Genomic DNA, 21,728 nt, shown 5'->3' with positions numbered 1-21,728 from the left:
GCGGTCATGTGTCGGATACACCGATGATGGGTTTTGCCCAGGACCGGCCCTGGGTGGTCTTGAGGATCAGGTACTCCGCGTCCACGTGCGGCTCGATCGCGCTGTGCTTGTCGTTGGGTGCGCCGATGATGAGTTGGAAGCCGAGTCCGCGCCAGGCGCCGATGGCCCGGCCGGTGAAGTGCGCGTCCGCCTTGATGAGTGCCTCGTCGAGGAAGACGGGGGCGTAGCGGGGGCGTTCGGCGCCGGCGTCGCCCAGTTGGTAGCGCAACGCGGCACCGACGATGAACGCGACCAGTTCTTGGGACTCGCCGCCGGACTTCTCGCCGATGTGGTCGTACACGGCGACGTGCTCGCCGTCGAGATTGCGTTTCTCGGCGCTGATTCGGACGTGGTTGCGCACGTCGATCAGGTCGGCGAAGTCGGGCGCGGTGCGGCGGATGCGGTCGATCACCTTGGCCATCCGGTGGTAGGCGCGTTCGCGGTCGGCGTCCGCCGTCGCCTTGTCGATGAAGGCACGTACGTCGCGTAGTTCCTTGCGGAACCGGGCGCGCACCGCGGAGTGGCTTTCCTGCGGGTCGATGCGCAGCCGGTGGTCGTCGTCGGCGAATGGCAGGTCGGCGAGGATGCGGTTGACGGGGTCGATCCGGTCGCGGATCTCTCGGACAGCGGCGGCGAGTTCACTGTCGAGGCTGGTGAGGTCGTTGCCGGAGAGTTTGAGCAGGCTGTCGCGCCACTCGGTCTCTAGCTCGTGCAGGCCGTTGGTCTCCAGGTCGGTGAGCAGGTGGTCGAAGTCGCGGTAGGAGGCGTGCGGGTCGGTGCCGAGGTTCGGGTTGGGCCAGCGTTCGACGAACGTCGAGAATGTGTCGTGTAGTGCCTTCTCCGATCGGCTGATCGATTCCGTAGCGGACTGCTTGTCGGCGCGGAGCCGCTCGGTGGCACGTTTCATGGCGGCGTCGAACTCTGCGAGCGCTGCGGTCGGGGCGGTGTCGTCTGGGGCTCCGTCGAACAGCGTCGCCAGGTATGCCCGGTGTTCTCGGCTGACCTCTATGCCGGTCTCCACGGCGATGTCGAGTGCCTGCTGGGCGTGATCCACCTCGTCGACCGTCGATTCCCAAGACTCGCCGAGCGTCTTTGCCTCGCCCTTCTGCTGGCCGATGCGCTCGGTCAGCTTGGTGACCCGCTTCTTGAGCTTCTCCACATCCTGCTGAAGCCGATCGATCTCCGGGTTGCCCGCCCGCACCTCGTCGATGACGCGCGACCAGCGGTCCCGTTCTGCCTTGACCGACGCGACGTCCACCTGGCCCCAGGACAGCTCGGTCAGGGCCTGGTAGGCAGCGCGTCTGGCCTCGAACGAGTTGAGGGTCGTCTCCGCCTCCGTCACCCGCTCTTCGGCGATGTCAAGGCGTTGTTGGGCATGGCCGATCCGGGTTTCGAGGTCGGCGAGCAGCCTGCTGTTGGTGAAGCCGAGCAGGTTGCGCCGGCCGTGACCGCCGTGCGCGCCCCGACTGCGGTCCGACGTCTGGCCGGTGATCGTGAGTGCCTTGGGGTATTGCCCAAGCAGCCTAGGTGTCTCGACACAGACGTAGTCGAACCGGCGGGCGAGTTCGCTCTTGAGCCAGGCAGTGAACGGCGATGGCCGGTAGTCGAGCCGGCCGGGGAGCGTCTTATCCTCCAGTCCGACCTCGTCGCGCAGACCAGTGCGCACCCCCTCAAACTGGACGCGCCAGGGGAGCGACACCGCGTTGATCGCCTCGCGGAATGAGCTCAACTGGCCGATGTCGATCAGCATCCGGGAGGCGAACCCGCCAAGCGCCAGGTTGAACGCTTCCCGCCACGGCTCGAACTCCGTTCGTACTTCGATCAGCTCACCGACGAACGGCAGGTCGTCCGGAGTGAGCTTGGCGGCCTCGGCCAGCGCGGCGCGTGCATTGTGCAGGTCGTCCGGGAAGTTGCTCCGGCGTGTCTTGGCGGCCTTGCGCTCGGCACGCAACCTCGTCAGGACTCGTTCGGCGTCCCGTTGTTCCGCCATTGCCTCAGCGAACTGCGTTTGCGCAGTTTTCCTGGCGTCGGTGTCGGCAAGTACTCGGTGTGCTGTCTCGACCAGCGCGGCGAAATCCGGTTCGGTCGACACGGTGGCACCGATGGTGTCCAGCGCCCGGTCCAGTCGCTCCCGCGAGCGTTCGACGTTGGCCAGCTGCTGCTCCACGCCGCGGATCTCTCGAAGTGCGGTGTCCAACCGGTCGCCGCCGGAGGCGCGCAGGGTGTCGATCACCCCGTCGCGCTGGGACTCCGCCGCCTTGATCAACGCGTCTGTCTCCAGCACGTTCTGCTCGGCTTGGCGGTGCCGCCGTGCCAGGTCTTCCTCGGCCGCGCGTAACAGGTCAAGCCGGCGTTCGTGACGCCACAACGCGGCGGGGGACGAGGCGTCGGTGAACGCCCCGACGTCGTCGATGACCCGCAGCTGTGCCTTCGCGTCGTCGATGGTGTCCCGATGTTCGCGGATTGGCGTCAACGCCTTCACCTGCTGCCGGGCGGTGATCATCCGCTTCCGCGTGCCGGACAATTCGTCGAACTGCTGCACCACCGCGTCCGCCGTGGTCAATGTGGACGGTTCTTCGAGGACCATCGTCTTGTACAGCGCGTCAACCGTGGTGATCTGCTGGCCGGCCTGGATTCGGCCGAGCAGCCCGACCGCCTTGTGCCCGTCGCCTGCGGCCCCGATGCCAAGCGTGGTGTGCAGTCGCGCGATGAATTCCTTGTCGGTCTCGAAGCAGGTGAGGCCGGTTGCGGTGACCGCTGCACGGGCGAGCTTGATGTCCGGTTTCGCCACGGCTTCCAGTGTGCGTAGGTCGTACGAGCTGTCACAGGTGGCGCGGACCGGGCCGATGTCGTCGAGGGTGCGGGCGGATGATGGCACGTACCAGGCCCGGAGCGCGGTGAACTCGGCACCGGTGTGGTCGACCCAGGTCATCGCGATCGCCGACCAGGTGTCGCGGCCGTCCCCACGCAGCACCTGCGATCTCGTCTCGCCATCGGTCCGAGACTCGTCGAGTTTCCCGCGCGCGTAGGAGAGGATGTTGCGCTGGTCCTTGCCTCTGGGCCGGCCGACGACACCGCCGTTGGACGCCCCGTTGAACGGTGTCGTGTGCGGCATGAGCAACGCGATGTAGGAGTCCATCAGTGTCGACTTGCCCGACCCGGAACCCCCGCTGAGCAGGGTCGCGCCGGAAGCGAGCCTCACCTGGTGGTACCCATCGTAGCCGCCCCAGTTGACCAACTGCAGGTTCCGCGCGACCCACTGCTGGCCACGGGAGGCCACTGGGATCAGCCCGAACAGCGTGTCGATCATGCTCACGACGTAACCTCGTTCCGTTCGCGCAGCCACTGGTTCAGCTCGGTGAGCTTCTCGGTGCTCAGCACAACCTCGACCAGCGGTGTGATCCGGTACCGCCCCGCGGACTCCTCGGTGATCAGTCCTTCGGTGGCCAGCCGCTCTATTGCCTTACGGATGTCGCGCTGGCCGCGGGCCAGGTTGTGGTCCTCCGGATCGAAATAGGTCAGCACGGTCTGTTCCAGCTCTTCGATGTCCACCCGAGCGGATGTCTCGCCCGTACCACTTTCCCGTTGGAAGACGGTTCGCAGGTGCACCAGCACCAAGGTCTCGGCACGGTTGTAGGGGTCGTCCTTGAGCAGGATCGGCACGTCCAGCTCCGCGGAGCGCACTTGCTGCTTGTAGGCGATACCGCGGTCGTGATCGACCACGAGCCGGACGAACAGGTCATGCAACCGTGACTCGATGATCTGCTGGTTCTCCTGCAACGTGCGCCACTGTGCCGGGTACTTCTCGGCCAGCAAGAACTTGCGCCGCAGCAGTTGGACCAGCACCCGCCGCACATCCGCGTCGAGCGTGCCCGCGTCACCGGCGAACAGTTCCGCCGGGTCATCCTCCATCGAGACCGGCGCGATGAACCCCGCCGCCGTGTCATCCGACCAGTCGGCTTCGTCGCTGTCCGGTTCACTCATCGTCGTCACTCCCGTCAGCGCTGGCCGGCACCGGGCTCGTCGCAAGGTTCGTCACCGACACGCCGCCGAACGCGAACCGTCGGCGGGTCTGGTCGGGGCGGACCGCTTCGACCACCGTGACCTCAGCCGTATCGGTCATTCCGGAGTCATGCGCGATCTCCAGCAGGCCGAGCAGATCAACTGGTCGTTGGAGCTCCTCAGGCGCTGCGCGGAACGCGGCCGCGACATCGACACGCTCCGCGTCGTCTGCGAACGCCGCCAGGTGCGCACGCAGTTCGGCGTACCGAGGACCACCCCACGCGCGGGTGTCGGCGTCTGGCACGTCCTCCGCTTCGTCCCATTCCCGCAAAGGCGCGGGTGGTTGAGGTGGCCGCACATCGCTCATCGTTTGCCGCAGGTGCCCGACATCGGCCACCGGAAGGCGGCGCAGCGGGTCCACAGTCGCGCTGCGCCGCGAGTTGGGTACCCACTTGTGGAATCCGGACATCACGTCCCGCAACAGCTCGTCCACCTGGCGGTCTCGCAACGGGTCATGGTTGCGGACCTGAGTGGTGATCACATGGGACGCCTGGCGTTGTGCCGTCAGCACCTCGTTGACGCCCTGCTCGATCCGGCGGGCGATCTCGGTGAGTTCCCTTCGCTGGAGCTCCGGCAGCAAGTCGGTGAATCGGTGCCGCAACACCGTGTGCAGCTGGCTCCACAGGTCGTCGATCTGCGCCGGATCACCGATCAGGCGCAACGCCCCGGCGAACGCGCGGCCTTCCGGTGTCGTGTCCATGATCTGCTGGCCGCGGGCCAGGTACTCGCGCAGCACCTCACCGGTCGGCCGCACGTCCTGCCGCAACTCCGCGACGACATCCCGCTGCATCACTTTGATCGACTCAGCCACGCGGGCAAAATCGGCGGGCAGTTCCCGCGCCAGATGCAGCACGTTCTCGGCCGCCTCGAGCAACTGCTCGTCATCAACGGCATCCACGGTGCCGCCCTGTTCGAGACGGGCGAGCTCCTGCTGACGCTGCCGGATCTCCACCTCGAGCCGCGCGATACGGGCCATCACATCCGGATCGGCGTCCTGCGCGAGCCGCTCGATTGCGTCCAACAACGTCCTGACCCGGGACTCTGACACCCTGGTCCGGGCTCCGCCGACCCGGCCGGCGACCTCAAGCGCGCCGACTCCGTGTGCGGACAACCGGTACACCTCGATGTCGTTGTCGGACACCTGTCGCACCAGCCAGCCTGCGTAGACCCACTGCCGGCACAGGTCGCGCGCGTTCCCGGCAGGCAGCGGCTGGTTGTCCTCGTCGCCGTATCCCGCAGCCCGCAGCTGGTCGAGGGTGTCGTCGATCTCCGCATGTGCATCCGCCACCGCCACGGTTGGCCGCTCAGGGGTGAACAACATCGCCAGCACGGTCACCACGAACGGCGCATACGTCCGGTGGAGCAGATCAAGCATTGGGTTCTGGAAGGCGCGAAGCGCACCCTGGTATGCACCCTCTACACCTCGTGTGCTCATCGTCGCTCAGAGTACGGCGCGCCGGTGTGACGCAGCAGATACATCTGGTTCACCTCCCGCCCCGTGACGGAGTCATGCGGCAACGCGATGTCGGGCGAGCTTGGCCAGCACGACCTGGTTGGCCTCCCAGCCGTCCGGGAACTTCGCCGGCACCGACAGGTGCACGGCGTCGGTCGACGGGTGGCTGTCCAGGAGGTCGGTGATCCCTTCGCGGGCGACGACGATGCACGCCTGCCGGTGCCGAGAGGTGAGTACGCACAACCGTCCGGCCTCCAGGTGGAACGCGGTCGCGTCCCGGCGACCGGACAGCGGGTGCACGACGATCACGACCTCGAATTCGCGGCCCTGCAGGCGGTTGGCCGTGTCGACCGCGACCTGCCCCGCGTACGGGCGGCCTGTGCGGGCGAGCGCGGCTCGGACCAGGTCGGCCTGGTCGCGGTGGGCTACGCCGATCGCGATGTCCCCGGCGTCCAGAACCCGGCCGTCGCGGTGGCGTTCGCAGGTGGCGATCGCGCCGCGGTCCAGCAGCCGGACTGCGAGGTCCGCGGTCGCCTGGATGGTCTCGCTGTCGGTGCGCGGGACGTGGCGGCGAGGCAGCTCGTGCAGCGCCCAGCCGGTGGCGAACGCCATTGCCAGGGTCTCGTCCAAGACGCTGCTGCCAAATCCCGCGGAGCGGAACTCCAGCGCGCGAACCCCTTCTCCGATTCCCGCGTTGAAGCCAGCGAACGGGTAAAAGGCCCGGGCGACGGTCGGGGCGGCGGTGGTCGGAAGGCGCCAGGACACCGGCAGGCGGTGCACGGGGGTGCCGGGGTTGTGCTCCAGCATCACTGTGACGCCGTTCTGAGTCGGGTCGTGGGGCAGCCCGATCCACCGTTCGGTGCCCACGACGGTGAAGGGGTCCAGCTGACCGGGGTCCCCGACGAACAGGCCGCGGTCGAACCTCTCGACGATCTGGAGCAGCATGTCCGAGCGCATCTGGTACGACTCGTCCAGGATCGCCCAGCCGAAGGTCTCATCGCGGACGGTGGCCCATTTGGCGGAGGTGCCGACGACGATCCTGCAGCCGGCCAGGTCGGCCACGCGGGTGGCGACGATGGTGTTCGCGAGGGCGTCGACGGTCGGCGGCGTGGTGTAGCTGGACGCGCTGAGCCGGCCGATCGTGATGTCCGGGTGCGCCTCGGCCAAGCGGACAACCAGGTCGTCGACCTGGTTGTTGGTCTGGGCGACGATGATCGGTCGCTCATCGCCTTCGACGAGGTCACCCGCGGCTCGGACCACTAGCGTGCTCTTGCCAGCGCCGGGTGGCGAGTCCACGACCACCGCCCGGTTGGCGGCATCTGCGAGGTCGGCCAGGATCGCGGTAGTCGCCACATCGGCGGCGGCAGCCGGGTCGAAGCCGGTGTGGTCGTTAGTTGTCATCGCCCCACTCCTCGGTCGCGGCCTGGCCGGCTGCAACGGGATCCATGGTTTCGGAGTCTTCCGGGTCGCCGGCGTGCGTCCACGGGATCTGGTCTGCTTCCGGGAACACCGGGGTCGGCCGCCAGCCGGGGTCGGGCAGGTAGTCGATGTGCTGCTCGACAACAGGTACGGTTCCCGGTCTCGGGACCCGGGCGCGGCCCATACCGCCGGTGACCTCCACCATGATCAAGCTCGCGTCGCCGTCGCGCACGATGGAGACGATCTCGGCTTTGTGTCCGGGTGGCATCGTCGGGCTGATCAGCTTGGTGTCGTCGACCAGTCGGACGGGATCCAGGGTGCGCACGGTGACCCGTGGCCTCGGCACCCGCCGGTTCGACGCGGTGATGTCGACCCGGTCGGGTTCGGCTGCCACAACCGTTCCGGCGAACGCCTCGCCGAGGCTGCGCTGGTCGGCGCGGACGTATGGGTCGTCGAAGGCCATGTCGGCTTCGAAGTCGGCCAGCGCGCGCTCCAGCCTGCTCAGCCGCCGAGCAGCCCTGATCGCGCCGTCTCGTTTGGGCTGCGGCCGGGCGTCGCCGGAGTCCTGATAGTCGGAGTAGTCGGTGAAGGAGTCGCAGTCGCGCTCGAAGCGTGCGGCCGCCCGCGGCGCCTCGTCGACGCCGCGCAGCAGCGCAAGGGCGGTCCACATCAGACGCCAGGTCGGATTGAGCTGTTCGCTGAGCAACCCCCGCAGGTCGGCCTGGGCTTCGGCCAGCGCCTGCTCATTGCCGGTCGCCCGCGCGGTGTCGAATCGCCGCATGGCGGGGGCGAGGTAGGTGTTGTCGAACTGCGGGGACGTCGCGGGACCCGCGGGCGGGCACAATTCGGGGTTCTCGGCGTCGGCCATGGCCTCCTGGACGGTCAGCCCATCCGGGGGAGAGATCCAGGCCATGAGCGAGGCCAAGTTCTGGTCCTCGAGTGCGCTCTGACCGGTGGCCCAGTGCTCGCCGAGCAGGCCGGTCATCGGCAGCAGCATCGAGGTGCCCGCCTGCTCGGCCGTTTCGACCAGGAACGTCAGCCACTTCCCGAGTTCGGGTACGACCGCGGGCACCGGGTACGGGCCGTCCGTGCGGCGGAACCGGCACATGCGGCCCAGGTCGCTCAGCGCCTTGATCCCGCCGTTGTTGGGAACCAGGATCTGCGGAGCAGAGGTGTAGCGGGAACGCCGCTCCTCTCCGCGGGAGGGGATTTCCAGGCGGTCCTGGCGGCAGGAGTCGATGTAGCCCATCACGATCCGGCCGAATTCGGCGGCGAACGCGAACCGCTGGTCCCGGTTGCGCGGCTGGCCGACGACCAGCAGGGTCGACGACCTCCTGCTTTCTCCGACCAGCACCGCCAGAGGGGTTCCCGCCTCTCCCGCCATGGTCAGCGGAATCACCACCAGCGGCCGGTCGGACAGGTGTCGGTGCCGGAAGCGGGTCAGGGGCATCGCCTCCATCGCCTCCATCGCCTCTAGGTGGGCCAGTGCGGATACCCGGCTCATGAGGCTGCTCCCGCCGCGCCGGGGGAGTTGTGCAGCTCGACCCGCAACCGGGCGGCGTGCCGCAATGCGACGGCCATCTCGACCTGATCGTCGTTCGGTGTCAACGTCCCGCGAGCCAGGCCGAGGGCCATGGTCACGGTGTCGACGCCACCGAGTTGCTCGCGGACCGCGGATCCGAGCACGTCCAGCGAACCGTCAGCGCGGGCTCGGGAGCGACAATAGAACGCCATCTCGCAGTGGTTGAGACATTCCGGATAGTAGGTGGCGGGTACCTGGTCCAGCGCCTCGGCCAGCTCCTGTGCCGGACGCTGCGGGCGGCCGGTGTCGTCGGCGGCGAGGTCGAACGTCAACCCTTCGGGCAGGAGCTCGACCAGGTCGCCGATGCGCTGGATCCGCTCCAGCTGCCGGGTCAGGGTGGCGACCTGCTTGCGGGCGTCGACGAACGCCCCGGTCGGACGGTTGGTGAAGTCCTTCGGCGCGATCAGCACGATCGTGTCGGACACGGATTCGGGGCCAATGCCGCTTGCGGCGAGCATGGCCCGCAACGCGATGATGTAGGCACATGCGTGGGTCGTCGCCGCCCGCACCTGCGCGGGCGCAGCCTGGTCGTCGACGATCGGAAAACTCTTGATTTCCACGACGTGGAAGCGGTCGTCGACGCGGAAGGCGACGAGATCCGGCTCGAGGAACACCGGGTGCCCGCCGACGACGAGCCGCAGCATCGGGTGGTCGTAGAGCGTGTCGCTGCCGTGGCCGCGGGCCGCGGCCGTCAGCAGGTGCGTGGTGCGGGCGTGGCGGGATTCGGCGCGGCCGTCACCGCCGACGTCGTTGAGGTCCTGGTAGCCCACCTCTGGCAGCGTGAGCTGGAGGGTCTCGCGCAGGACCCGGAGCAACTCCGCGCAGCCGTTGGCCTTCACCATCGTCTCGAAGACGTTGCCGCGCGCGAGGGCGAAGGAGGATTGGCCGAAGGGAGCTTGGTAGCCGGTGTGGGCGGCGATCGCGGCCTTGTCGGAGCCGGAGGCGTCCAGCACGGCACGCAGCATGCAGCGGGGGTTGTTTTCCAGCGCGGCCAGGGTTCGTGCGTTGTGGTGCATGCGGGGTGCGGGCCCGCGTAGCGCGTCCAGGCGCTGGTCGGGGGTTGCGATCACGGTGTTCGTTCCTTGCGATGGTGCGATGGGGTCGGGGTCAAGCTTCGGCTTGCCGGTGCCTGACGTCCCGTAGCGACGCGCCGAACAGTTGCTGAACGTCGCTGAGTTGCTTACGTGCCCGCCGGGCGGACTCGGCGCGGGTGGCGTGGTCGGTGTCGGCGTGCACGTCCAGTTCGGCACGGGCGGCGTCGATCACCTGGTTCGGGTCGGTCGTGCCGACGTCGGCGGCCGGCTTCGTGCTCGTGGCGCCGGGGATGTTCACGGCGAAGCGCCAGAGCAGGCGCCACGCCGTCGGGCTTGCTTCGGTGTCCGGCGAATCGATCGACCCCCGGATCGCCTCGGCGATGCGGATCGCGCCGGTGAGGAAGTCCACGCGTGGCGACAGCGGGCCGATGATCCGCTGTTCCAGCCGCCAGGTGCTGATCGTGACGAGTGCCCGTGCTGGTGACAGTAGGTCGTAGGTCAGTGCGGGGCACAGGTAGTACGGCCGGGCGCCGGGCGCTGCTCGGTAGGAGCGTTCCTCGTCCCGGCGCAGGCTCGACATTTTCGACGCGGACAGTTCGCCGGGGAAGAACGCCTCGTGGACGTTCACAATGAGCTTGGGGGCTGCGGGGGTCTGCAGCAGCATCAGTGCCCGGTGGGCGTGCTCGCGTGCCGGGAGCATCGCTCCCCGGCTGACCGGCGCGCTCGACGGCGGGTCCATCCGCTCGGCGGTCGCAGGAGCGGTGGACGGGTCGTCGGTGTCGACGAGTGCGCTCCAAGCCCGTTCGGCGCGGCGGAGTCGAGCACGTAGCTCGTCGAGCCGAATGGAGTCACCTGCGGTGGCGGCGTCGCGGATCGCGCGGCGCAGCGTGGCGATGTTCTCCTCCAGCGCATCTAAAGGGTCGCTCATGATCGAGAGCGTACCAGGCTTCCAGATGACTTCCAGAGTTCTCCCGAGTTGTCGTGTACGGTGCGTGATGTCACATCCAAAGTCGCGGCTTCGCTCGACGTCGTTACCCCCTAGGGAGGCATCCCGTGACGGGACGCGTGCTCCACACCTCCGACTGGCACCTCGGGCGGCAGATCGGCCGCCGCTACCGGCGCGACGCCGAGTTCGACGCCGTCCTGGACGAGATCGTCGAGATCGCCGCGGACTTCGCCCCCCACCTGATCGTGCACAGCGGTGACCTCTTCGACGGGCGTCCGACCCTCGACGACGTCCACCGTGCCGCTCAGGCTCTGCGCCGGCTCGGGGACATCGCTCCGGTGGTCGTCGTCGCGGGCAACCACGACACGCCCAATGTCCTGCGATTCCTGGACTACGTTCTCACCGACATGGGCAACCGCGCCGACGACCTGGTCCGGGTGCGGTTCGCCACCGACGCCCGCCCAGGCGGGCTCCTGATCGCCGAGTACCCGGGCCAGCGACCTGACGCTACGTGTCGGCGCGCTGCCCTACCTGCATCCCAACCGGTTCGCCTACGACTTCGCCGACCCCGCTACGGCGACCGCCGCCTACGCCGAGCGCATTCGCTCCGTCCAAGCCGATGTCTACCGCCGCCTGGCTGCCGACCGTGGTCCGGCCGACCTCCTGATCTTCGCCGCACACCTCTTCGTCGAGGGGGCCACCCCCTCCCACTCCGAGCGGCCGGTCTCGATCACCTCCGACTACGCCGTCGCCGCCGACGACCTGCCGGGCGTCGACTACGGCGCACTTGGGCACATCCACAAACCCCAGAGCGTCGACCGGGCCGGCTTTCCCGCGCGCTACGCCGGCAGCCCGCTCCAGTTGGACTTCGGCGAGACCAGCGACACCAAGAGCGTCGTCCTGGCTCAGATCGCCCCGGGCAGGGTGCCCCTGATCGACCTCGTTGCCCTGAACTCCGGCCGCCGCCTGGTTCACCTGATCGGGACCCTGGAGGAGATCGCGCAGCGCGCCGAGCGCGTCGGAGACGCCTGGGTGAAAGCGGTGGTGGACGTCGACGCCCCCAACCACTTCCTCGCCGAGACACTCGCCAAGCTGCTGCCGCAGGCGACGATCGTCGGCATCGAGGAACGCTTCCCCGGCGCCGCCGGGCAGGTGCTGGACCGCACGGCCATCACCGCGGAGCTGCCCAGCATCGACGACTTGCTGCGCGACTACCTGCCCGGCCGCGGCACCACCGGGCGCGCCTTGGACCACGTCATGGCCACCTTCTCCGACCTGCAGGCCGAACCGGATCCCGCCGAACCGGCCCCCTGCTGCGAGGAGACGCTGCTGACCGCCGTCATCGCCGGCGAGAGCCTTGACGGTGTCGACCGCTCCAGACTGCTAATCGGCGCCGAGGCCACCAGGACGGAGGACGTGCGATGAGGCCCATGACCTTGTCTCTGAACGGCTTCCGCAGCTACCCGCGCCCGGTCACGGTCGACTTCACCGGCAAGAGCCTGGCCGCCGCGCTCGGCGACACCGGCGCAGGCAAAAGCAGCTTGCTCGACGCCATCACCTACGCCCTGTTCCGCAAGAGCTCCTGGGACGCACACCAAGTCCGGCACCTGATCGCCGACGGCGCCGAGGCCATGAGCGTCGAGTTCACCTTCCTGCACGACGGACATCGCTGGAAGGTGCAGCGAACCCTGCACGCCAAGAACCCCAACGCAGGGCGGCACCACCTCACCAACCTCGACACCGGCCACGAAGAAGACGGCGCGCGCGCCGTCAACACGCGGATCGAAACCGTGCTGGGAATGGGCTACGAAACCTTCCTTCGTGTCGGGCTCCTGCCCCAGGGCAAGTTCGACCAGCTCCTCATCGCCGCGCCACGGGAACGGACCGAACGACTCCGCGAGCTGTTCGGAACCGACGCCCTCGAGTCCGTACGCACCGGCGCCAGCCGCCGCCGGGATAGCCTCAAGGATCTACTCGCGGACGCGAAGATCAAACGACAGGCCATGCCCGACAACCCGGCACAGGCCGCCGAGGTAGCCGGTGTGGCGGCCAGCGCCGCCGAGGCCGCCGCCAAGCGGTTGGGCTCCGCCATCGACACCATGTCGTCGCTCCAGAAGCAGGCAGCTGACGCCACCACGGCAGCGGGCGAGGCCAGTCGCGCCGCCGAATCCCTGGCCGAGAAGGCCGTGACGGACGCCGCGTCCATCCTGGACGCCCTCGAGCCTGTCGTCGCCGACCTCTCCACTAGGCAGAAATCCTTGGACTCCCGTGCCACCGCGGCCGACAAGCGCGACGGCGAGCTGACCACGAAAATCGAAGCCATCGAGACGCAAGGTGAAGGCCTGGGCGAACTCACCAAAGCCGCCACGGTCGTGGAAAAGCTCGCGGCGCAAGCCGAAGACCAACGGGGCGAGCGTGACCGGCTCGCCGCTCAGCACAACGAACTCACAGCCGAAGCCAACAACATCGCGAAAGCCGACACGGATCTGGCCCAGCGGGCCGCGCAAGCCAAGCCGCTCACCGAGCTCGCCGCTGCCGCGGCCGACGTGAACACGCGGCTTCACACGCTCGGCTTCTCCGTTCGCGCCCATCTCACCGAAGCGACTTCGGCGGCGCAGCAGGTCGCCACCGCCGCCCAGGCCCACAGCCTGGCCCGCACCGCTCTCGAAACCGCCCAGCAGGCCATCGCGCCCCGCGAAGAAAAGGCCTCCGCCGCCAAGACCGACCTCACGGAGGCCGAGGACAAACATGAGGTCCTCCGGATGCGCAACCAGGCGGCGGCAGTCGCCGCTGAGGCCCACCCAGGCGACGACTGCCCAGTGTGCCGACGAGAACTGCCCGATGACTTCGAAGCGGACGCCGGAGCAACCGCGGCCGAACTCAAGACGGCGAACACCCTCGTTAACGCAGCAAAGACCAACCTGGACGAGGCCGCCCGTGAACTCGTCGAGGCCCGCGCCGCGGTCACGACAGCCGAATCGACCACTGCCAGGAGCGCGCAAGACCACCGGGCTGCCGAGCAGAAAGTGCAACGAGCCACCCAAAAGGCGCTGGAACTCCTCACAGACTTCGCGTCCCTCGCCACGGAAACAGAAGTGGCCTTCGCCACCGAAACCGCGACGGCCGCACTGACCGCGGCCACCACCGTCCTCGCCACCCACCCGGGCGCCGTTGCCGACCCGACGCAACTCACCGAGCCCGCCGTCACCGCCCTCACCGCCAGCGAACACGCCGCCGCCACCCGCGCGGAACAACTGCGCATCGACGACGCCAAGGAGACCACCGCGATCAAGGCGGACCGCACGGCACTGGACCTAAGCAAGACCGCTCACAACAAGGCTGTCAAGGAAGCCAAGGCGGCATCAGCCAGGCACACGCGCGCCGTGGACCGCGCCGCTGCGGACATCGGCGGTCTGCCCCCTCGAATCCAGGCAATCCTGCCGGACGACGCGATCGACATCAGTCCCGCCGACGCCGCCGACGCGGCCGAGGCGATAGCCGCCCGGCTGGCCGAGATCAGGGAGCTGCATACCGCGCTTGAGACGAGTCGCCACGAGAAGAACACAGTTCTCACCCTGCGGCGCGCCCTCGACCTGGAACATCACACCGCCGTGGACGAGCCGCTGGCCAGGCTTCGCAGTCGCTTGGACGGGTGGGCGAACGCGGCTGCACACGCGGTGGCTCAGCTGCCCGACACCAGCCGGAGCCGTGCACCAGGGCCCGCCGCAGAATCGGGACTCGCCGAAATCCGGACCTTCTCGACGACTCTGTCGACAGTTGCTGCCGAGCTGCACGCCGAACTGATCGAGACCAGCGCCACCCATGCGTCTTTCGCACAAGAAGCGCGCATCCACCTCGGTGAACAGGCTGCGACACTGACTGATGTGGAGGGTTTCGACCCCGCCGCGGACCTGACGGATCCAATCTCGCTGCACCCGCTCGTCGCTAGCCGCGCAACAGCCGAAAAGGAGGCGAAAGTCCAGCGCACGGCACAGAAAGCGGCGCTGGAGCAGGTCCGGCCGGCCGCCGATCTGGATTTCGCCATCGAAGCCGGCGGTGCACGACTGGCGGCACTGGACGTGCTGCGCGGCGAACTGGTCGACGCCAAGTTCCTCGGTCACCTGACCGAACTGAACACCCAAACGCTGCTGGCCATCGCCAGCGACCTCCTCAGGCAGCTGACCGATCAGCGGTTCGGCTTCGCCGGCAGCTTCGAGATCGTCAGCCGCAACTCCGGCGTCGTCCACACCCCGAGTCGGCTCTCCGGCGGCGAGAAGTTCTTGGCGTCCCTCGCACTGGCACTGGCGCTGGCCGAGCTGCACTCCCTGACCGGCCCTCGACTCGGCTCCCTGTTCCTGGACGAAGGGTTCGCGGCGCTCGACACCACGGCCCTGCAGGCCGCCCTGGAAGTACTGCGCACCCAGGCCGGCGGCGACCGCCTCGTCATGGTGATCAGCCACTTGCACGCCGTCGCCGAAGCTGTGGACGACGTCCTGTGGGTCGAGCGCGGTGCGACCGGGTCGAGAGCACGCTGGCTGACGCCGGCCGAACGCGACGAACTCGTGCAGGCGGATCTGGTAAGCGGGTTGCAGACGCTGGCCTGACGGCAGGACCTTTCCAGTCGGAGATGGTGCCGGTTCAGGGATCGCGCACCGGATCGTTTCAGTCCCTTGCTACCAAGTCGTCCAAGCAGTAGGAACAGATGCCGTCGTGGGGATCCGAAGTAGTGCGACCGCACCGCCCGCAGGAGCCGAGACGTCCGTCGGTGACGAAGCCGCAGGCGAAGCATGCGTTGACGAGGAAGCTGTTGGGATCGTCACGGGTGGCGACTGCGACGAGCGCTTCTAACTCGCATTCCGGGCAGTCAGTGATCGACCAGCCGGTCCTTCCCTTCGCTGCCTCGTAGCGTGACTCACCGAGGACTGCCGAGACGTACTCTTCGGCCGCGTCGGTGCCCTCCACCTGGTTCCAGTCATGACCGCAGAACCGGCAGCGTGACGCTTCGTCGTGGGGCTGGAAGGTCCACGTCACCTCCATACATTCCGGGCAGTGAATGATGATTCCCTGCCAGGCGTCCAGTTCGGGCGCGATGCGGGTCGACCTGGCCCGATGGACCGCGCTGATGGTTGTCAGCGTGGCAGCGATGAGTTCTTCGGCCCGCTCGAGGTGTTCGGTCTCTTCGTCGGGTGCGTCCGGCACGAGGTGTTGCTGGATGAACTCGGACAGCACGTCAAGGGCTGCCGCGGCCCTGATGGTCACGACCTCGTGGTTGCTGGTGGAGCCGAAGTGTTGGAGTTTGTTGCGTTCCTTGTTGAGGGAGTTGAGTGCGTTGCGCTGAGTGTTTGACAGCTGGACGTCGGCGACCTTGGCCAGCCGTTTGATCGCCGTGGTGAGCGTGACGCTGCGGAAGTCGCCTTGCCTGAGCTTGTTCTGATCGGCGCTATATGGATCCTCGAAGATGTGCTGGATGCCTTCGCGCTGCAGCCGTACCTTGACCAGGATCTCGATAGCGGCCTGCAGATGCAGGACGGCGTACTTCAAGCTGCGGGGATCGTCGGCTTCGGCCAGATGGGAGATCGCGCTGTCGAGGAAGTCGACCCCGTTAACAATAGGGTCGAACTCCAGGCTTCCTCTTGAAGCGTCGCTACTTTCAGAGCCGTGCGCGCCGCTCATGGTCCACGCGTCCCTTCCGTCAACTGGCAAGCAGCTCGTCCTGTAACGTCGCGAACGATATGACACCCCGCTTTCTCGTCGTTGCTGAGCAGGACCGAGGCCAGCAGTTGGCTCAGTTCCTCTGAGTTTCTGGGGTGGTGGTTCGGTTCGTTGGCGAACCTTGATGAGCGGTTCAAGCGCGTGGCCTGCACGGGTCCGCACACACATTACGCCGCTGTCAAGGCCTGACCCGATACCGTCGAGGGCGTGGTGTCTCGTCGGGCGAAGGGGCGGCTGCTACTCGCCGCTGTCGCTGTCGTGGGCGCGGTGATTCGGAGTGCTGGCCGGCTTCCTCCTCAGCGACCGGATAGTCGGCGCGGTCACGGGGCGTGGTGCTCGCGATGCTCGGGGTGTTCGGTACACGCGGGCGGGCGTTGGTCGACCATGACGCAGAGGTCCGGACCGCGTTGCAGGACCAGGTTCTCGGCGGTCGGCTACAGCCGGTCCGTGAGCCGACGGACCCTGTGCTGCTGGGCGCGCCTCCCGCCGCGTGGGACGAGAGTGGCCAGGTGCCGGCGTATGTGCCTCGCGATGTGGACGGCTGGACCGGACGTATCGCTGCAGATGGTGTGGTACCGGCGGCCGCGAGGTGTTGCGGCGGACCGTTGAGATCCCGCTGCCGAGGCGGTGGAGCGGGCCGAGTTGGACCGGGCCAGTAGGTCAACCGACCCACGCGTGCACTCCGCGTTGCACATGACCGGTTCGGACTCGCCGAACTTGGCCCGGTTGGGCGGTAACAGGTGGTAACAGACTGCCGTCTTGTGGCGATGTTTGTCCATAACGGAGATCAAGTGGACGTCAGCAACGGTGTTGCTTCAGAGTCGGAAGACCCTGCGGTCCGTAAACGACTACAAGCAGGCGGTAAGGGGTTTGTCGTGATTGAAAAGGTTCGGATTCGTGGTTATCGGAAATTCAAAGACACGACGGTCACGGCTTCCAATGACCTGAATATTTTTGTTGGTGACAATCAGAGCGGGAAATCGACGATCCTTGAAGCCATCAACATGGCCTTGACTGGCAGGATCAACGGTCGCTCGGCTGCCGAAGAACTGAACCCGTACTGGTTCAACCACGGTTTGGTCCAGGACTTCTTCGCCGACCGGTGTGCTGGCGGGCAACGAACACCTCCGACGATCTCTATCGAGATCTTTTTGAACGATGAGGACGGTCTGCAGACGCTCGCAGGTGCCAACCACTCGGAACGTCCCGTTAGGATGTGTCCCGGTGTCGAACTCGCCATCGAGCCCGATCAGGCATACGCAGAGGAGATCGAGCAGCACCTGAACTCCGGGACGGGGATCCTGCCCGTCGAGTACTTCAAGGTCAATTGGCGAACCTTCAGAGGCGAGGTGCTCAGCGCTAAACCTCGGGAGTTGACGGTAGCGGTCATCGACTCACGCACGGTTCGATCCTCTAACGCCGTCGACTACCACGTCCGGCAGCTGCTCCAGGAGCGGCTCGCGCCAGCGGAGCACGCCGCCGTGTCTGTGGCCTACAGGTCGGTCAAAGAGGAGATGACCCAGCAGCACCTGGCAGGTGTGAACAAGGTGCTGCGGGACCTGGACGGCCCACTCGACGGCCACCAGCTCAGCCTGGCGATGGACCAATCGTCGCGGTCCGCGTGGGACCTGAGTGTCGTACCTCACGTGTCTGACCTGCCCTTCGGCATGGCAGGGCTCGGACAGCAGGTATCGATCAAGCTTGCGCTCGCGATGGACAGGAACAACAGCACGGCGCGGGTGGTCACTATCGAGGAACCGGAGAACCACCTGTCGCATACGAGCCTGAACAGGCTCGTATCAAGGATTCGTGATCTCCGCGGTGAAAGCCAGCAGATCTTCATGTCGACGCACAGCTCATACGTACTGAACAGGCTGGGGCTTGATGCACTGCGCTTGGTGAACGATGGCAACACATGCACATTCGGTGATATCAGCGATGACACGGTGGCCTACTTCCGCAAGCTGCCGGGCTACGACACGCTGCGGCTCGTTCTCGCGGATCGCGTAGTCTTTGTCGAGGGGCCGTCCGACGAGATCGTGTTCGAGCGCTTCTATTGCGACCAATATCAGCGGCGTCCTATCGAGGACGGCGTCGACGTGCTCAGCATGCGCGGGCTGTCCTTCAAACGTTGTTTGGAACTAGCTGCCGCACTCGACAAGCGCTGCGTGGCACTGCGCGACAACGACGGCAAGTCGGCGGAGGTACTTCGTGCAGACCTCGTGCAGTACCTGGACAGGACCTGTCGCGAGGTGTTCATCAGCGCGCCTGTCCACGGGCGCACCCTCGAGCCGCAACTACTGGCCAAGAACTCCGATGCGACCATGCGAACGGTATTGGGCATCACACCCCAGGCCGACACAGTGACCTGGATGACGAACAACAAGACGGATGCCGCGATCCGCATAGCCGACTCACCGCACAATCTGACACCTCCGGAGTACATCGCCGACGCTGTGAAGTTCATTCACGATGCCTGACAACCAGCTCACCTTGGCCGTTGCGGGTGCGCGGAAGACACAGGGCATCGTGGAAGCCTGCGTCGCTGCTCCGCCGCAGGAGCGAATCCTGGTCCTGACATACACCACGGCTAACCAGGACGAACTGCGTCGCCGCATCGCGAGCCAAGTCGGGCTTCGTCCGGCCATCGAGGTCATGGGCTGGTTCACGTTCCTGATCCGGCACTTCGTCAAGCCAGCGTTGCCGTTCGTCTACTCAGGCGTACGTGTTACAGGGTTCGACTTCGACAGCATGCCCCAGCAATACGCCAGCAATGACGCATATGAAAGGTACTTCAACTCGGAGGCACAGGTCCGGCGGGTTCACCTCGCGCAACTTGCGACGCGCATCTCGGACGCGAGTCAGAATGCGGCAGTGGCATGCCTCAGCCGGATCTACGACACGATCTACATCGACGAAGCGCAGGACCTATGTGGATACGACCTGGAGATCCTCCTCCGGCTCATGAAGGCACCCATCGCACTCCACATGGTTGGCGACGTTCGCCAAGCAGTCCTGTTGACCAACGAACGCGAAAAGAAGCACAAACGCTACCAGTACATGAAAATCTGGGACTGGTTCCGCGAGCAGCAGAAGAAAGGGCAGCTGCACATCGAACAGCGCGCCGAAACCTGGCGGTGTCGTCAAGAGATTGCGTCGTTCGCGGATAGTCTTTTCGACGCATCATGGGCATTCACGCCTACCACTTCGATAAACACTGCATGTACCGACCACGACGGCCTGTTCCTTGTCCACGAAACGGACGTACCGGCCTACCTCGAACAGTTCGACCCCTTGCTGCTGCGCCAGAGCGCGAACTCGGCGAAGAACAAGCCATACGACTTCATGAATTTCCGCGTCTCAAAAGGCTTGTCCCGGCTGCGGGTCATGATCTGGCCCACAAGTAATATATGCAAGTTCCTCCAAAGCAGCACGCGACTCGAGGACCGCGCAGCGGCAGAGTTCTATGTGGCCGTCACCAGGGCCGAGCAGAGCGTGGCGATCGTCCTAAACACTCCAGGTGAATCGCCGATTCCTTACTGGCGTCCGTGAGCGATCGCCGACTGCGTAAGCCCCCGGGCCTTCACATAACCAGCGTGGAACTCGGCCAGTAGAGCGGTTACGACGTGGGCAGGATGCACGATCAGCAGCGCGTTCTGTGGACCGCCTACCAGCGCGACTCGCTCGTTCGGATGTTGATGCGGTCGGCGTGGATCAGCCGAACACACGCGGTCGAGTTCCAGTGCCGGCCCCGGTGTCCTGGCCGCGTAGGCGGGTAGCCAGTGGGCGATCTGGGCGAACTCGACCTGCAGCCGGCCCTCGCCGTTATCTTCCAGGGGGCGTGCCTGCTGCGGGCTCAGCCCGCCGTCGGCGATGACCAGGTCCGAGAACGCTCGTTGGCGGCGTTGGACCGCTCGTCGGTCGGGTGTACGCGACTGTCGGGAGTGATTACGTAGGTACTTCGCGTCACAAGTGTGTCTGCTCGGCGTTTCAGATGGGAACGCACTGATGACGACTGTCGGAGTGAGATGTGGGAGTCGGGGACGAGAGCATGCTTGAGGGTTGGGTGGTGCAGAGACAGGCGCGACGCGGTGGTGCGCGATCCGAGAAACGTGGCGTTGGGTTGCGTTTTGCGTTCTACGGTCGTACGTCTACGGAGGATTATCAGGATCGGGCGTCGTCCGAGTATTGGCAGCGTGATGTCGCGGAGAACGTGATCTTCGGTCGGGGTGCGGTCGTGTCCGAGTTCTTCGACAGCGGCTACTCGCGCCGCTTGCCGTGGACGGACCGCCCGGCGGCCGCGGCCCTTCTCAACGCGTTGAGAGATCCCAACCGCGGGTTCGACGCGATTGTGGTGGGGGAGTTCGAGCGGGCGTTCTACGGTGATCAGTTGCAGCAGTTGATGCCGGTGTTCGAGCGGTGTGGGGTGCAGTTGTGGTTGCCGGAGACCGATGGTCCGCTTGACCTGAATGATGTGACGCATCAGGCGTTGATGCTGCTGCTGGGCGCCCAGTCGCGGCGGGAAGTGTTGCGGTCCCGTCATCGGGTGACCGCGGCGATGCGGGCGCAGGTGTGCGAGCAAGGCCGGTATCTGGGCGGCCGGCCGCCATACGGCTATCGGCTGGTCGATGCGGGTCCGCACCCCAACCGTGCCCACGCGCAGTGGGGGCGACGGTTGCGGCGGCTCGACCCTGATCCCGCTACAGCGCCGCATGTGCGGTGGATGTTCGCGCAACGTCTCGCGGGAAGGAGCGTGGCGGGTATCGCTCGGGAGTTGAACGAGAGGGGAGTGCGGTGTCCGTCGCATGTGGATCCGGAGCGGAACAGCCATCGTAGTGGTGGGGTGTGGACGTTGCGGACGGTGGCTGCGATTCTGGCGAACCCGCGGTACACGGGTCGTCAGGTGTGGAACCGGCAGGGGCGTGACTACGAGGCGGCACGCGGTAAGCAACGGCGGGGCCCGGTGCATCGGTGGAACCCGGTGCAGGACTGGGTGATCTCCAAACAGATCGTGCACCCACCGTTGGTCACCGAGCAGGACTTCGTTGCCGCGCAGGCCATCCGCGCCACGCGCCCTACCGGGGATGGCACCACCCGTGTGTATCTACTGGCCGGGTTGGTGCGTTGCCGTCTGTGTGGTCGGCGGATGGACGCTCACTGGGTTAACAACCGGGCCGGCTACCGCTGCCGCCACGGTTACACCAGCGCTCAACGAGCGGTTCCCGAGCGGGCGAAGAACCTCTACGTTCGCGAGGATCACATCCTCGCCAGCCTCCCCGCCCATCTCGCGGTCCTGGAGCTGGACGATGGGCTGGGCTCCGAAGAGCGGGGGAGTGGCGACAGTGGGCAACGTCGAGACTTTGCTGAACTGATGCGCCAGTTCGATCTGACAATCGTGTGTGACACCGCAGGATGGACCGTGGAGACGGCAGCCACGACGGACGATGCCGATCGCTGAGCGCCTGAACCCCGACGGGAACG

At 66.6% G+C, this 21,728-nt stretch carries 14 protein-coding genes and 1 pseudogene; 6 read left to right on the top strand and 9 right to left on the bottom strand.

The window, feature by feature from the left end; translation table 11 throughout:
• Positions 1 to 4 precede the first annotated feature (4 nt).
• The 7 genes from JT362_RS01250 to JT362_RS01220 form a co-directional block, all read right to left on the bottom strand.
• On the bottom strand, positions 5 to 3,355 hold the full coding sequence (locus tag JT362_RS01250; RefSeq protein WP_260189099.1) for an ATP-binding protein: 3,351 nt from the start codon (positions 3,353 to 3,355) through the stop codon (positions 5 to 7).
• Positions 3,352 to 4,023 carry a DUF4194 domain-containing protein gene (locus JT362_RS01245; protein ID WP_260189098.1) on the bottom strand — a complete coding sequence of 224 codons (672 nt, stop codon included), beginning with the start codon at positions 4,021 to 4,023 and terminating at the stop codon, positions 3,352 to 3,354. The genes JT362_RS01250 and JT362_RS01245 overlap by 4 nt, the downstream gene beginning before the upstream one ends.
• Positions 4,016 to 5,536, bottom strand: coding sequence for a DUF3375 domain-containing protein (locus JT362_RS01240; RefSeq protein ID WP_260189097.1), 1,521 nt, complete (start codon positions 5,534 to 5,536; stop codon positions 4,016 to 4,018). The genes JT362_RS01245 and JT362_RS01240 overlap by 8 nt, the downstream gene beginning before the upstream one ends.
• 72 nt (positions 5,537 to 5,608) lie before the next feature.
• Complete coding sequence (locus JT362_RS01235) at positions 5,609 to 6,991, bottom strand: AAA domain-containing protein (RefSeq protein WP_260189096.1); 1,383 nt, start codon at positions 6,989 to 6,991, stop codon at positions 5,609 to 5,611.
• On the bottom strand, positions 6,945 to 8,222 hold the full coding sequence (locus tag JT362_RS01230) for a hypothetical protein (protein WP_260189095.1): 1,278 nt from the start codon (positions 8,220 to 8,222) through the stop codon (positions 6,945 to 6,947). Before JT362_RS01230 ends, JT362_RS01235 begins: the two co-directional genes overlap by 47 nt.
• A 251-nt stretch (positions 8,223 to 8,473) precedes the next feature.
• On the bottom strand, positions 8,474 to 9,625 hold the full coding sequence (locus tag JT362_RS01225; RefSeq protein ID WP_260189094.1) for a hypothetical protein: 1,152 nt from the start codon (positions 9,623 to 9,625) through the stop codon (positions 8,474 to 8,476).
• 37 nt (positions 9,626 to 9,662) lie between these two features.
• A complete protein-coding gene (locus JT362_RS01220; protein ID WP_260189093.1) occupies positions 9,663 to 10,517 on the bottom strand; it encodes a hypothetical protein in 855 nt (284 codons plus the stop codon).
• Positions 10,518 to 10,642: 125 nt separating this feature from the next.
• Between JT362_RS01220 and JT362_RS35530 the strand changes: the two are divergent.
• Positions 10,643 to 10,867: pseudogene (locus tag JT362_RS35530) on the top strand (metallophosphoesterase family protein); the annotation flags it as partial.
• A 175-nt stretch (positions 10,868 to 11,042) separates the two neighbouring features.
• Here JT362_RS35530 and JT362_RS01210 read toward each other — a convergent pair.
• Complete coding sequence (locus tag JT362_RS01210) at positions 11,043 to 11,510, bottom strand: hypothetical protein (protein ID WP_260189091.1); 468 nt, start codon at positions 11,508 to 11,510, stop codon at positions 11,043 to 11,045.
• Positions 11,511 to 11,567: 57 nt separating this feature from the next.
• On the opposite strand from JT362_RS01210, the gene JT362_RS01205 reads away from it, so the two are divergent.
• Positions 11,568 to 11,960 (top strand): hypothetical protein, encoded by a 393-nt coding sequence (locus JT362_RS01205; RefSeq protein WP_260189090.1) that lies wholly within the window; start codon positions 11,568 to 11,570, stop codon positions 11,958 to 11,960.
• A gap of 5 nt (positions 11,961 to 11,965) precedes the next feature.
• Positions 11,966 to 15,139 (top strand): AAA family ATPase, encoded by a 3,174-nt coding sequence (locus JT362_RS01200; protein WP_260189089.1) that lies wholly within the window; start codon positions 11,966 to 11,968, stop codon positions 15,137 to 15,139.
• 58 nt (positions 15,140 to 15,197) lie between these two features.
• On the opposite strand, the gene JT362_RS01195 is transcribed toward JT362_RS01200, so the two are convergent.
• Positions 15,198 to 16,208, bottom strand: a complete 1,011-nt coding sequence (locus JT362_RS01195; RefSeq protein WP_260189088.1) for a hypothetical protein — start codon at positions 16,206 to 16,208, stop codon at positions 15,198 to 15,200.
• An 830-nt stretch (positions 16,209 to 17,038) separates the two neighbouring features.
• On the opposite strand from JT362_RS01195, the gene JT362_RS01190 reads away from it, so the two are divergent.
• The 3 genes from JT362_RS01190 (at position 17,039) to JT362_RS01180 (ending at position 21,705) form a co-directional block, all read left to right on the top strand.
• Complete coding sequence (locus JT362_RS01190; RefSeq protein WP_260189087.1) at positions 17,039 to 18,727, top strand: ATP-dependent nuclease; 1,689 nt, start codon at positions 17,039 to 17,041, stop codon at positions 18,725 to 18,727.
• Positions 18,720 to 19,799 carry a UvrD-helicase domain-containing protein gene (locus JT362_RS01185; RefSeq protein WP_260189086.1) on the top strand — a complete coding sequence of 360 codons (1,080 nt, stop codon included), beginning with the start codon at positions 18,720 to 18,722 and terminating at the stop codon, positions 19,797 to 19,799. Before JT362_RS01190 ends, JT362_RS01185 begins: the two co-directional genes overlap by 8 nt.
• 514 nt (positions 19,800 to 20,313) lie before the next feature.
• Entirely contained in the window at positions 20,314 to 21,705 is a 1,392-nt protein-coding gene (locus JT362_RS01180; RefSeq protein WP_311202651.1) for a recombinase family protein, read from the top strand.
• Positions 21,706 to 21,728: the final 23 nt, after the last annotated feature.

Source organism: Actinophytocola gossypii (genome assembly GCF_025165815.1).
Taxonomy (GTDB): Bacteria; Actinomycetota; Actinomycetes; order Mycobacteriales; family Pseudonocardiaceae; genus Actinophytocola; species Actinophytocola gossypii.
Note: the sequence above shows the minus strand (reverse complement) of the source record. Positions and strands in the feature narration are given on the sequence as shown.